Raw genomic sequence first — 12,601 nt, forward strand, 5'->3', positions numbered from 1 at the left:
ACCGTTCTCCGGCCTCCCTCCGTGAGATCCCTCCGGAGGAAAGGCTGAAAAAAAGTCACTTCCGGAAGCGGAAAACGCACTGCGCCGGTATGCTGCCGGATATTTTCCCAGACCTGGACATCGTATCGATATCGCGCGGCGCGACAGGTTGTCGAACGTCCGGCAGAACGCCGGATTCTGCGGCATTGTGCTGCCAGGTACACCTCCGCTGTGCTACACCTGGGCCGCACCATCGCCCCCTTCTTCCACGTCTTTCACGCCGATTCACAGGAGCTGTCATGAGTCTGGGATATTTGTTCGGAGGCGGCGTCGGGACCGAGCCGCGGGGACTGGAACTGCACCGGACCTACGAGGTCGTGCAGAGCTGGTACGAACAGGTCTCCGCGTGGACCGGGCTGACGGTCGGACAGATCCTGGAGGAAGACCTCCCGACCGCGCAGGAGGAGCGCCAGAGCGTCGGCACCGTCCGCGAAGCCGCTCTCGCGATCGGCATACACGACGTACTCGCCTCGTTCAATCTGCGTCCCGCGGCCATCGGCGGCCTCAGCCTCGGCGCGATGACCGCCAGTTGTCTCGCCGGATCGCTGGGGCGACGGGAACTGTTCGAGATGCTGGCCGGCGCCCGCGACGCCCCGGAACCGCCCGCCGGGGACCCGGGGCAGGGGGTGGCCATAGCCTTCGGCCCCCTCGCCGACGGCGCCCCCGCCCACCCCGGGGAGAACGTCCCCGGCATCTACCTGGCGGGCGACTTCGGCCCCACGGCCGACGGCACCCAGCGCATCATGATGCTCGCCGGCCACGCCGAGGCACTCGGCGCGCTCGCCGCCGAGGCCCCGCCGGGAACGGTCGTGCCGCTCCCCGGACGCACCATCGCCGTCCACACTCCGCTGCGCCGGCCCTACCGCGACTTCATGGCCCCGCGCATCGACGCGATCCCCTTCACCGACCCCGAGGTCCCTCTGCTGTCCTGCCTGGAGCCCAAGGTCCTGCGCACCGCGGCCGACGTCAGGGACCTCTTCCAGCGCAACTCCACGAACCCGATCAGCCTGGTCGACGTCTACGCCGGGATGAAGGAGCAGGGCGTGCGGCTCGGGCTGGTGATGGGCCCCTCCATACCCGAGGGCATCCTCGCGTTCCCCTTCCCGGTGGTCCACATCGAGCAGCCCGAGCACATCGAGCAGGCCCTGACCACCGCCTACGACCTCGGCATCGACCTCTCCGGCGCCCCGGCCCGGTCATGACCGCCGCCACCCGCGCCGACCCGGACGCCCAGATCGCGCGTTGGCTGGACACCGACCTCGACGAGTGGACCCGCGCCGTGGTCCGACGGCACTTCGACCCGGTGTCCGGCAGCCCCTACTGGCTCGGGCAGGCCCCCCGGCTGGGCTTCGACCCCCGCGACATCACCCGCTACGACCAGCTCGAAGCCTTCGGTCCGTTCCCGCTCGACCGGCTGCGCGAGGAGGACCCCGCGGACCTCGTCCCGCTGTCGGTGCCCAGACCGCTGGCCGGACGGATCTGGGACAGCGGAGGTACCACCGGCACCCCCTGCCGGGTGTTCTACACCCCTGACATGCTGCTGCACCGGGCGATCTGGCGTCGCTGGTCCTTCGTGCGGGAAGGATTCGCACCGGGCCGCACCTGGCTGCAGGCCACCCCCACCGGACCGCATCTGATCGGGAACGGCGTCCGGGAGGTGTCCGAACTCCACGCCGGCCAGGTGTACGCCGTGGACATGGACCCCCGGTGGGTCAAGCGCCTCATCCGGGCGGGACGCCTGGCCGAGGTCAACGACTACACCCTGCACCTGCTGGAGCAGATCACCGACGTCGTCCGGCAGGGCCGGGTCCACTACCTCAACACCACACCGGCCCTCTTCCAGGCCCTCTGCCGGCACCGGCCCGAACTGGTCGCGGCCCTGGACGGCGTACGCCTGAGCGGCACCCAGATCAACGCCGACACGTACCGGACCTTCACCACCGCCCTGCGGGGCGGGATCTGCGGACTGACCTACGGCAACACCTTCGGCAACGCGGCCTGCCTGGACATCGAGCAGGACGGCGGGTTGATCAGCTACGTGCCGAACTATCCGCAGGTCACCATGGCGGTGGTCGACAAGGGCGACTTCTCGGCCCCGGTCGCCCCGGGCGCGGTCGGCCAGGTACGGCTCACCGTCCTCCACGAGGACCTCTTCCTCCCCAACATCCTGGAACGCGACCAGGCCCTGCGGCACCCGACCGACCACTGGCCCACCGACGGCGTCGCCAACGTCCGCCCCCTCCAGACCACCAACTCGTCCCCCGAGGGCCTCTACTGAACTGAAGTGCGACTCGTTGTAGGCTGGGAAAGCAGCCCTTGACCTGCGTATAAGCAGGCAGGGAGCCTACTAGTGGGAGTGCTCCGATGTTGCGCACCATGTTCAAGTCCAAGATTCACCGTGCCACCGTGACCCACGCCGACCTGCACTACGTGGGATCGGTGACCATCGACGCGGATCTGCTGGACGCCGCCGACCTGCTGCCCGGGGAACTGGTGCACATCGTCGACATCACCAACGGCGCCCGGCTGGAGACGTATGTCATCGAGGGGGAGCGCGGGTCGGGTGTCATCGGGATCAACGGGGCCGCGGCGCACCTCGTGCACCCCGGCGACCTGGTGATCCTCATCAGCTACGCGCAGGTCACCGATGCCGAGGCGCGGGCCCTGGAGCCGCGTGTGGTGCATGTGGACGCGGACAACCGCATCGTGGAGCTGGGCACCGACCCGTCCGCGCCGGTGCCGGGTTCGGACCAGGAGCGCAGCCCCCGGTCCGTGCCGGCCTGATCCGCGGGCACGGCAGGGACGGCGGGACGGCGGAGGCGGACCGCACGGCGGCAGCAACACGACGAGGAGCGGGCCGGTGAGCGACATCGAGATCCGCGACGACCGGCCGGCCGGGCGGCTGGAGGCCGTCTCGGGCGGTGAGGTGGTCGGCCGGGTCGAGTACTTCGTCCTCGACCCGCCCGACCGTGCTCTCGTCCCCGTCCACACGATCGTGGAACCGGCCCACGAGGGCCGGGGCATCGCCGGTTCCCTGGCGCGCGAGCTGTACGCCGTCGCCCGGCGCGAGGGTGCCTCCGTCGTCCCGTTGTGCCCCTACGTCTCCGGCTGGGCCGCCCGCCACCAGGACGAGGCCCCGGCGCCCGGTGCCGCGCTGACCGGGGCCGCCGAGAAGTGGCTCGCCGCGCACCCGGAGCGGTTCTGAGCGGGGGCGGGGCACGCGTCGCGCCGGGCGCCCCACCGCTGCTCGCCCTGCTGCACACCTCGCCCGTGCATGTCCCGGTCTTCGAGGCGCTGCGCGACGCGGACCACCCTGGCCTGCGGCTGCGGCACTTCGTCGACGAGGATCTGCTGCGCAGGGCGCGCGAGGACGGCCCGGACGCGGTCGCGGACGACGTGGCGGCGGTGCTGGACCGGGCCGCCGCCGAGGGCGCGGGCGCGCTGCTGTGCACCTGCTCCACCCTCGGCGCCGTGGCGGAGCGGGCCGCGTCGGCCGGGGCGGCCGGGGCGGTCAGGACGGGCGGATACGGGCGACCGCCGGTCCTGCGCGTCGACCGGCCGATGGCGGCGGCCGCCGTGGCCGCCGGTCCACGGGTGGTGGTCGTGGCCGCCCTGGAGAGCACCCTCGCCCCGACCACCGCGCTCCTGGCGGAGGAGGCCGTGCGCGCCGGGCGGCGCGTCACCGTCCGCCCGCTGTTCGTCCCCGGCGCGTGGGCGCTCTTCGAGGCCGGGGACACCGAGGGATACGTGCGGGAGATCGCGACGGCCGCCGGCTCGGTCCCGGCGGCGGACGCCGACGCGGTCGTCCTCGCCCAGGCGTCCATGGCCGCGGCCGTGGACCTGGTGACGGCATCCGTGCCGGTCCTGGCCGGCCCGCGGCCAGGACTCGCCGCGGCGGCCCGCGCGGCGGCACTCGCCGCGCCGTACACGCCGCACACGCGGCGGGCGGGCCACGGCGGTACGGCTCGGTAGGGGTGGCGGTAGCGGACGCGGGCGTGAGTGCGGGCGTGGGCGCGCAGGCGGTGCGGGCGCGGCCGTCCGGGGCGTCGTCGCCGTGCCGCGGGTGACTGGCCGCGCGGGGGTCGGGTAGCCGGGGGAGTAGTCCAGCAGCCGACGCCGGAGGACGTCATGACGAACCCGTACCCCGATCCCGTACCGCCGCCGCCCACGCCCGGACCCACCCCCGGGCCGGATCCCGCTCCGGGGCCGCCCGCGCCCGGACCCGACCCGCAGCCCCCGGACCCGGCGCCCGCGCCCGAGCCGCCGCCGGTTCCGGGACCGCCACCCGGTCCCGGCCCGACACCTCCGGGCCCGACCCCGCCGGGACCTCCGCCCCCGGGACCGCAGCCCCCGGGCCCGGTGCCGCCGGAGCCCTCGCCGTCGCCGATCCCGCCGGGCCCTGAACCCGTCCCGAACCCCGAGCCGGGGCCACCGCTGTCCTGAGGGGCGCCCGCCTCCGCGGTGTGCGGGGCGCGCGGAGGCGGGCGCCGCGAGGACGTCCTACGCCGTGACCTCCGAGCGGTCCCCGCCCCACAGCGTGTGGAAGGTGCCGTCGCGGTCCACCCGCCGGTAGGTGTGCGCGCCGAAGAAGTCGCGCTGCCCCTGGGTGAGGGCGGCCGGCAGGCGCGGGGCGCGCAGGGCGTCGTAGTACGCCAGGGCCGCCGCGAAGCCCGGCGTGGGCACGCCCTGGCGGGTCGCGGCGACCAGGACCTCGCGCCAGTCGTCCTGGGCGGCGGCGATCTCCTGGGCGAAGGTGTCGTCGGACAGCAGGCTCGGCAGGTCGGGGCGGGCGTCGTAGGCGGCCCGGATGCGGTCGAGGAAGGCCGCGCGGATGATGCAGCCGCCGCGCCAGATGGCGGAGACCGCGCCGAGGTCGATGTCCCAGCCGTACTCCTCGCCGCCCGCCGCGATCTCGTGGAAGCCCTGCGTGTACGACACGATCTTGGAGGCGTACAGCGCCTGTTCCACCCGGTCGGCGAAGGCCGCCGCCTCCGACTCGGACAGCGGGGACGCCTTCGGGCCCGCCAGGTGGCGCGAGGCCTCCCGCAGCGCCGCGTGTCCGGACAGGGACCGGGCGAAGACCGCCTCGGCGATGCCCGACACCGGCACCCCGAGGTCGAGCGCGATCTGCACCGTCCAGCGGCCGGTGCCCTTCTGCTCGGCCTGGTCCACCACCACGTCCACGAACGGCTCGCCCGTGGCCGCGTCCACGTGGGCCAGCACCTCCGCCGTGATCTCGATCAGGTACGAGTCCAGCCGGCCGGTGTTCCAGGTGCGGAAGATCTCCGCGATCTGGGCGGGGGAGTATCCGGCGACGTCGCGCAGCAACTGGTACGCCTCGCCGATCAGCTGCATGTCGGCGTACTCGATGCCGTTGTGCACCATCTTCACGAAGTGGCCCGCGCCGTCCGGACCGATGTGCGTGACACACGGCGCGCCGTCGGCCGCCTTGGCGGAGATCTTCTCCAGCATCGGGCCGAGCGACTTGTACGACTCGGCCGAGCCGCCCGGCATGATGCTCGGGCCGTGCAGCGCGCCCTCCTCGCCGCCGGAGATGCCGGTGCCGACGAAGTGGATGCCCTGCTCGCGCAGCTCCCGCTCGCGGCGCCGGGTGTCCGCGAAGTGCGCGTTGCCACCGTCGATGATCATGTCGCCGGGCTCCAGCAGCGGCGCGAACTCCTTGATCACGGCGTCGGTCGGCTCCCCGGCCTTGACCATGACGACCAGACGGCGCGGGCGCTCCAGGGCCGCCACGAACTCCTCCGCGGTCTCGGCCGGGACGAAGTCGCCCTCCTTCCCGAACTCCTCCACCAGCGACCTCGTCCGTGCCGCCGTGCGGTTGTGCACGGCGACCGTGTAGCCGTTGCGCGCGAAGTTCCGGGCGAGGTTGCGGCCCATGACCGCGAGTCCGGTGACGCCGATCTGGGCTGTAGTGCTCATACCGCCTGCTCCTCAAAGATCCGGTGGATCACTGGGTCCTGTCGTCCGTAGGTGGTGCCGTGGTGCCGGGGGTGCGGTGACTTCCGTGCGCGGTCGTCCGGTGGGCGATGATGCCCCGGCGCGGTGGTCTCGTGGTGCAGCCGTGCTCGTCGGGGCGCCCGCGCCGTGTGACCATCCTCGCGTGACGGTACGCGGGCCGCACATCCGTCTCATCGGCCGCTCCTTCCTCTTCCGGCCCCTTCTGGTTCTGGTGCGCGGGGGGCGGCGGCGACGCGGGACGGCAGGAGGCCGATTGCCGTCTTGTCATGGCTCGTTCGCGGCGTTTACTTTTGCCGCTCCTGACGCATGGCGAGGGGACTTCGGACATGGCCGCACGCGGTCGGCACCGCCGGTACCAGCCGAACAGGATCAACCGTGCCTCACTGACCGTGACGGTGGGAGGCGCCGGCATGGCCATCCCGCTGATCGGCGCCGGCACCGCGTACGCGGCCGACGCGGCCACCTGGAACAAGGTGGCCGCCTGCGAGTCGAGCGGCGACTGGAACACCGACACGGGCAACGGCTATTACGGCGGGCTCCAGTTCACCCGGTCCACCTGGGCGGCGTACGGCGGGACCAGGTACGCGCCGCGCGCCGACCTGGCCGGCCGGGAGCAGCAGATCGCCGTAGCGGAGAGGGTGCTCGGCGGGCAGGGGCCGGGCGCCTGGCCCGTGTGCGGACCGCGCGCCGGACTGACCCACGCACACCCGGCACAGGCGCACTCAGCGCAGACGCGGACCGCGCAGTCCCAGACCGCGCAGTCCCAGACCGCGCAGGCGCACCCAACGCACCGGAGTGCCAAGGGCGTTGCGAGCGCCGTGCGCGACGTCCGGCCGCAGACCACGCCCCAGTCGCGCGCGGGCACCGCCGAGATGTACACGGTGGTCAGCGGCGACACCCTCTCCGGTATCGCGGACGACCGTGATGTCCGGGGCGGCTGGCCCCAGTTGTACGCGGACAACCGCACGACCGTCGGGGCCGATCCGGATCTGATACTGCCCGGTCAGCGGCTCTCCCTGCACCCGTCGCGGCAGGCGCCCGCCCCGCACGGGCAGCACACCCCGGCCACCAAGGCCGACTCCGGACAGAAGCAGAAACAGAAGCAGAAACCGGAGCCCGAGCGGAGACAGAAGCAGCAGCCCGCCGCCGAACCGAAGGCCGCCGCGAAGCCCAAGGCCACTGCGAAGCCCAAGGCCACTACGAAGCCGAAGCCCGCCACCCGGCCCGGAGGCGGCAGTTCCAGCCACAGCGGGCACGCGCACACCACCTCGCACGCCCTCGTCGCGCCCGTGCACGCCTCGATCGGCACCGCCTACCGGTCCTCCGGCTCGCACTGGTCGAAGGGCTACCACACCGGCGTCGACTTCCTGGTGCCCACCGGCACCTCCGTGCACGCCGTCGGCGCGGGCCGCGTGGTCACCGCCGGCTGGGGCGGCTCGTACGGCTACCAGGTGGTGATCCGGCACGCCGACGGCCGCTACAGCCAGTACGCGCACCTGTCGGCGATCTCCGTACGGGCCGGTCAGTCGGTCACCGCCGGGCAGCGCATCGGCCGCTCCGGCGCCACCGGCAACGTCACGGGCCCGCATCTGCACTTCGAGGTGCGGACCGGGCCCGGTTTCGGCTCCGACATCGACCCGCTGCGCTATCTCCGCGCGGGCGGCGTCGGCATCTGAGAGGCAGCGGCGGCGTCAGTTCCTGATGCCGGGGGCGTCAGGAACTGACGCGGGGACGGTGCCGGTCCGTCACGGGCGCGGGCATCGGGACGTACGGGACGCAGTAGACCAGCCCGGCGCAGAACGAGCCGCCGTACGCGGACGGTGCGGGCACCAGGGCCTTGACCTGGGCCTGCACCGGAGCCGTCCCGGAGGGCAAGGCCCCGGCGGGCTCTGCCGCGCCGACGCCGTCGACCTCGGCCACGGGGACTGCGGGGGCCGTGGAGGCCACGGGGGCCACGGGGACCGCGGCCGGCGTCGGCTGTGCCGGCACCGCCGCTGCCGTCACCGTCTCTCCCGGTGCCGCCGTCTCCTCCGGTGCCGCCGGTTCGCCCGGTCCCGCTCCGGCCGTCCGCGCCTCGCGCTCGATCCGTTCCGTGGTGAGCAGGATCAGGCCGCCCGCCGCCGCGACCCCGCAGCCCAGGGCCAGCACCGTGCCGGTGGTGCCGTTCCGGAAGGTCTCGCCGAACATCGTGATGCCCACGGCCGCCGCCGCCATCGGGTTCACCACGGTCAGGGTGGCCAGCGGCGCCGCGAGGCCGCCGCCCCGGTAGGACGCCTGGGACAGCAGCATGCCGACCGTGGCCAGCACCGCGATCACCGCGAGCGACGGCAGTTCGGACGCCGTGACGCCGTCCGTCCAGTCCACCGCGACCGCCTTGGTGAACACGGAGGACATGCCGAAGGCGACACCGGAACCGACGGCGAGCAGCACGCTGCGCACCGCGGGATGCCGGTGCGCGGCGCGCCCCGCGGCCGTCAGCGCGAGCACCGCCGCGGCGGTGAGGACGGCCAGGACCACCCGCTGGGCGCCGTTCAGCGACTGCGCGTGCGAGGCGCCCACCAGGGACAGCAGACCCGCCAGGCCCACCGTCGCCAGGACCGCGCCGCGCCAGGCGGCGGCACCGGCCCGGCGGCCGACCAGGAGCGCGGCCATGGGCAGCGCGAACACGATCGTGAGCGCGCCCAGCGGCTGGACCAGGCTGAGCGGGCCGTACGCCAGCGCCACCACATGGAGGAGGCCGCCGAGGCCGTTCAGGGCGACGGCCGCCCACCAGACCGGGCGGCGCAGCGGCGCGTACCGCTCGCCGGGCGCGGACACCGCGACCTGCTCCTGCACGATCGCCCCGCCGGCGTACGCCACGGCGGAGACGAGCGACAGCAGCACGGACAGCGCGAGGGCGCTCATGAGCTGGTCCTCTGCGGGAGGCCGGGGCGTCGGGCCCGGCGCGGCGAACAGGCGGCTTCCATGGTCCAACACACTGCCGTGCCGATCTCTTCCCGTCGTCGTCCCTGAGCATTCAATGGGTCATACTGCCGATGGAGTACGCGTCATGCGGTGTCCTCCCCTGGGTGGGCGACACCCGCCCGACACCCCCGAGAACAGCTCCGGGAACCCCCCGAAGGGGCGCCCTCCCCGGCCCGCTTGGTACTACTGCTCCTCGTGCACCGTGACTCCGGACTCGCCGTACTCCGCCCGCTCGGCGGCTTCTTCGTCCTGCGCACCGGCGAGCCGCCGCACGCGCCGCTCCCCACCCTCGCGGAGACCTACGCCGCCTCGGCGGCGGATCCGCTGGCGGCGCGGGTGCGCAAGGTGGCCGGCGCGATCGGCGCCCCGGAGGCGAGGATCGCCGCCTCGGTGGCCCACCTGGGGCTCGCCGCCCGGCTGTGGTCGGTGGCACTGGGCTGCGCCGTGCGCGCCGGGCGGCTCCCCGACCTGGCGCCCTCCCTGCTGCGCTGGGACCCGGAGGGCAGCGCCCCCGACGACCTGTGGCTCACCGAGGTGCGCCCGCTGCCCGGCGCCGCCCCGGAGGACCTCGCCGCCACCCCGGAATCCGCCGCCGCGCTCGCGGACGCCGTCCTGCTCGGCCACCTGGAACCGCTGGCCGCGGCCCTGCGGGCCCGCCACCGGCTCGCGCCGGGCCTGCTGCGGGGCAACGCGGCCTCCGCGCTGGCGGGCGCGGCACGGCAGCTGGGCGGCTGGGCCCGGGGCGCGGGCCGCCCGGAGGAGGCCGCCCGCGCGCACGACCTGGCCGTACGCCTGCTCGCGCACCCGCTGCTCGCCGGGGCGGGCACGTACGGCGCCACCGGCTTCCGGCGGCGCAGCTGCTGCCTCTACTACCGGGTGCCCGGCGGCGGTGTCTGCGGGGACTGTTGTTTCACACGAGCCCCGGGGCCTTCCCCGCGCGCCGGATCCGGGTGACCATGGAGGTGACGAGCCGCCGGACTCATGGGGGTTGCGGGTGCGCGTGGGACTGCTGACCCGGGAGTACCCGCCGGACGTGTACGGCGGCGCGGGCGTCCATGTCGAGTTCCTGGCCCGCGAGCTGCGGCCCCTCGTGGACCTGCGGGTGCACTGCTGGGGCGAGTCCTCGGCGGCGGAGCGCGCGGCCGGGGTGGACCGGCACCGCCCGTGGCCCGCGCTCGACGGCGCCAACGACGCCCTGCGCACCTTCTCGGTGGACCTCGCGGCGGCCGCCGCCGTCCAGGGCTGCGACCTGCTGCACTCGCACACCTGGTACGCCAACCTCGCCGGACACCTCGGCAAGCTGCTGCACGGCGTGCCGCACGTGGTGACCGCGCACTCCCTGGAGCCGCTGCGCCCCTGGAAGGCCGAGCAGCTCGGCGGGGGCTACGCCCTGTCCGGCTGGGCGGAACGCACCGCGATCGAGTCCGCCGACGCCGTGGTCGCCGTCTCCTCGGCCATGCGCGAGGACATCCTCGGCTGCTACCCGGCCCTGGACCCGGCCCGCGTCCATGTCGTGCACAACGGCATCGACACCGCCCTGTACCGACCGGATCCGGACACCGACGCGCTCACCCGCCTCGGCCTCGACCCGGACCGCCCCTACGTGCTCTTCGTCGGCCGCATCACCCGGCAGAAGGGCGTGCCCCACCTGCTGCGGGCCGTGCGCGGCATCGACCCGGCGGCCCAGGTCGTGCTGTGCGCGGGCGCCCCCGACACACCGGAGATCGACCGGGAGTTCCGCGATCTGCACCGGGAGCTGGACCGGATCCGCGACGGGGTCCACTGGATCCCCCGGATGCTGCCCCGCCCGGACGTGATCCAGCTGCTCACGCACGCCGCCGTCTTCGTCTGCCCCTCGGTGTACGAGCCGCTCGGCATCGTCAACCTGGAGGCGATGGCCTGCGGCACCCCCGTCGTCGCCTCCCGCGTCGGCGGCATCCCCGAGGTGGTCGAGGACGGCCGCACCGGGATCCTCGTCGACGTGGGCGACGTGGTCGCGGACGGCGGCGCCGCCTTCGAGGCGGGGCTGGCCCGCGCCCTCGACGCCGTGCTCGCCGACCCGGCGACCGCGCGCCGGACGGGCGAGGCGGGGCGGCGGCGCGCGGTGACCGAGTTCGGCTGGGACGCGGTCGCCCGGCGCACGGTCCGGCTCTACGAGGAGGTTCTGGGCCAGGCTTGAGGCGCCGCGCCCCGGGGCAGTAGTGGGGGCAACCGGGTGAGGGGAGCGGCCATGCGTCGTGGTGGACCTTCGGTCCTCGGAATCGTCCTCGCGGGCGGAGAGGGCAAGCGTCTGATGCCCCTGACCGCGGACCGCGCCAAACCGGCGGTCACCTTCGGCGGGACCTACCGCCTGGTCGACTTCGTCCTGTCCAACCTCGTCAACGGCGACATCCTGCGCATCTGCGTGCTCACGCAGTACAAGTCGCACTCGCTGGACCGGCACATCACCACGACCTGGCGCATGTCCAGCCTGCTGGGCAACTACGTCACACCGGTGCCCGCGCAGCAGCGCCTCGGCCCGCGCTGGTACCTGGGCAGCGCCGACGCGATCCTCCAGTCGCTCAACCTCGTCCACGACGAACAGCCCGAGTACGTCGCGGTGTTCGGCGCCGACCACGTCTACCGCATGGACCCGCGGCAGATGCTCCGGCAGCACGTCGACAGCGGCGCGGGTGTGACCGTCGCCGGGATCCGGGTGCCGCGCGACCAGTCGTCCTCGTTCGGGGTGATCACCCCGGGGCCCGACGGCCAGGGCGTCGAGCGGTTCCTGGAGAAGCCCGCCGACCCGCCGGGGCTGGCCGGCGATCCCGACCACGTCTTCGCCTCCATGGGCAACTACGTCTTCACCACCAAGGCGCTGGTCGAGGCGCTGCACCGGGACGCCGAGGACGAGGGCTCGGTGCACGACATGGGCGGCTCGATCCTGCCGCGGCTCACGGAGCGGGGCGAGGCGGCCCTGTACGACTTCAGCGCCAACCACGTGCCCGGCGAGACCAGCCGCGACCGGGGCTACTGGCGGGACGTCGGCACCCTCGACGCGTACTACGACGCCCATATGGACCTGATCGCCGAGCGGCCCGCGTTCAACCTGTACAACCGGGACTGGCCGGTCTACACCCACTCCAACCAGCTCTCGCCCGCCCGCTTCAACGCGGGCGGCATCGCGGGGGAGTCCATCATCAGCGCGGGCTGCCTGATCCGCGGCCAGGTCACCCGGTCCGTGCTCTCCCCGGGCGTACGGGTCGACCCCGGCGCGGTGGTGCAGGGTTCGGTGCTGCACGACAACGTGCGGGTCGGCCGGGGCGCGGTGGTGCGCGGCGCGGTCCTGGACAAGAACGTCGAGGTGCCGCCCGGCGCGACCATCGGCGTCAACCCGGAGCGGGACGCGGAGCTGTACACGGTGTCCGGGCGCGGGGTGATCGCCCTGGGCAAGGGCCAGCGGGTGCCGTAGGCGCACAGCCGGGAGCCGGGAGCCCCCGAGTCCGGGTGTCCGTCGGTCCTTGGGGGGCCGGTGCGCGACGCGTCGCGCGCGACACCCGGGGACCGCGACACCCGCGGATACCGGGGTGACGGCCCGTCAGGCGTGATCATGCGGGCAACGACGTCTTCCCCGGAGGTC

At 74.0% G+C, this 12,601-nt stretch carries 11 protein-coding genes; 9 read left to right on the forward strand and 2 right to left on the reverse strand.

Annotated elements, in window-relative coordinates:
• The first annotated feature begins 278 nt into the window (after nt 1-278).
• The 5 genes from A8713_RS28340 (at nt 279) to A8713_RS28360 (ending at nt 4,011) form a co-directional block, all read left to right on the forward strand.
• Nucleotides 279-1,241, forward strand: a complete 963-nt coding sequence (locus A8713_RS28340; RefSeq protein WP_064536510.1) for a hypothetical protein — start codon at nt 279-281, stop codon at nt 1,239-1,241.
• A complete protein-coding gene (locus A8713_RS28345) occupies nt 1,238-2,317 on the forward strand; it encodes a hypothetical protein (protein ID WP_064536511.1) in 1,080 nt (359 codons plus the stop codon). Before A8713_RS28340 ends, A8713_RS28345 begins: the two co-directional genes overlap by 4 nt.
• A gap of 86 nt (nt 2,318-2,403) precedes the next feature.
• The gene (gene panD / locus A8713_RS28350; RefSeq protein WP_064536512.1) at nt 2,404-2,823 is read left to right on the forward strand and encodes an aspartate 1-decarboxylase; all 420 of its coding nucleotides are present in this window, start codon (nt 2,404-2,406) and stop codon (nt 2,821-2,823) included.
• A gap of 76 nt (nt 2,824-2,899) precedes the next feature.
• A complete protein-coding gene (locus A8713_RS28355) occupies nt 2,900-3,244 on the forward strand; it encodes a GNAT family N-acetyltransferase (RefSeq protein ID WP_064536513.1) in 345 nt (114 codons plus the stop codon).
• A 38-nt stretch (nt 3,245-3,282) separates the two neighbouring features.
• Entirely contained in the window at nt 3,283-4,011 is a 729-nt protein-coding gene (locus A8713_RS28360; RefSeq protein WP_064537765.1) for a hypothetical protein, read from the forward strand.
• 528 nt (nt 4,012-4,539) lie between these two features.
• Here the strand turns inward: A8713_RS28360 and gndA are convergent.
• On the reverse strand, nt 4,540-5,979 hold the full coding sequence (gndA, locus tag A8713_RS28365; protein WP_064536514.1) for an NADP-dependent phosphogluconate dehydrogenase: 1,440 nt from the start codon (nt 5,977-5,979) through the stop codon (nt 4,540-4,542).
• Nucleotides 5,980-6,344: 365 nt separating this feature from the next.
• Between gndA and A8713_RS28370 the strand changes: the two genes are divergently transcribed.
• Nucleotides 6,345-7,694, forward strand: a complete 1,350-nt coding sequence (locus tag A8713_RS28370; protein WP_064536515.1) for a transglycosylase family protein — start codon at nt 6,345-6,347, stop codon at nt 7,692-7,694.
• Nucleotides 7,695-7,731: 37 nt separating this feature from the next.
• On the opposite strand, the gene A8713_RS28375 is transcribed toward A8713_RS28370, so the two are convergent.
• The gene (locus A8713_RS28375; protein WP_064536516.1) at nt 7,732-8,922 is read right to left on the reverse strand and encodes a DMT family transporter; all 1,191 of its coding nucleotides are present in this window, start codon (nt 8,920-8,922) and stop codon (nt 7,732-7,734) included.
• A gap of 255 nt (nt 8,923-9,177) precedes the next feature.
• Here A8713_RS28375 and A8713_RS28380 point away from each other — a divergent pair, with 255 nt between their 5' ends.
• Genes A8713_RS28380 through glgC form a run of 3 tightly spaced genes read left to right on the forward strand, consistent with a single transcriptional unit; the run spans nt 9,178 to nt 12,433 of the window.
• Nucleotides 9,178-9,936 carry a (2Fe-2S)-binding protein gene (locus A8713_RS28380; RefSeq protein WP_382852234.1) on the forward strand — a complete coding sequence of 253 codons (759 nt, stop codon included), beginning with the start codon at nt 9,178-9,180 and terminating at the stop codon, nt 9,934-9,936.
• Between the two features lie 40 nt (nt 9,937-9,976).
• Complete coding sequence (gene glgA, locus A8713_RS28385) at nt 9,977-11,161, forward strand: glycogen synthase (protein ID WP_064536518.1); 1,185 nt, start codon at nt 9,977-9,979, stop codon at nt 11,159-11,161.
• A gap of 51 nt (nt 11,162-11,212) precedes the next feature.
• The gene (gene glgC / locus A8713_RS28390; RefSeq protein WP_064536519.1) at nt 11,213-12,433 is read left to right on the forward strand and encodes a glucose-1-phosphate adenylyltransferase; all 1,221 of its coding nucleotides are present in this window, start codon (nt 11,213-11,215) and stop codon (nt 12,431-12,433) included.
• Nucleotides 12,434-12,601 lie beyond the last annotated feature (168 nt).

Origin of the sequence: Streptomyces sp. SAT1, from assembly GCF_001654495.1 — a bacterium.
Lineage (GTDB): Bacteria > Actinomycetota > Actinomycetes > Streptomycetales > Streptomycetaceae > Streptomyces > Streptomyces andamanensis.

Bases quoted from the DNA above. Each gene is read 5' to 3' on its own strand.
- A8713_RS28340 (WP_064536510.1), top strand. From the start codon at position 279: ATGAGTCTGGGATATTTGTTCGGAGGCGGCGTCGGGACCGAGCCGCGG.
- A8713_RS28345 (WP_064536511.1), top strand. From the start codon at position 1,238: ATGACCGCCGCCACCCGCGCCGACCCGGACGCCCAGATCGCGCGTTGG.
- panD (WP_064536512.1), top strand. From the start codon at position 2,404: ATGTTGCGCACCATGTTCAAGTCCAAGATTCACCGTGCCACCGTGACC.
- gndA (WP_064536514.1), bottom strand. From the start codon at position 5,979: ATGAGCACTACAGCCCAGATCGGCGTCACCGGACTCGCGGTCATGGGC.
- A8713_RS28370 (WP_064536515.1), top strand. From the start codon at position 6,345: ATGGCCGCACGCGGTCGGCACCGCCGGTACCAGCCGAACAGGATCAAC.
- A8713_RS28375 (WP_064536516.1), bottom strand. From the start codon at position 8,922: ATGAGCGCCCTCGCGCTGTCCGTGCTGCTGTCGCTCGTCTCCGCCGTG.
- glgC (WP_064536519.1), top strand. From the start codon at position 11,213: ATGCGTCGTGGTGGACCTTCGGTCCTCGGAATCGTCCTCGCGGGCGGA.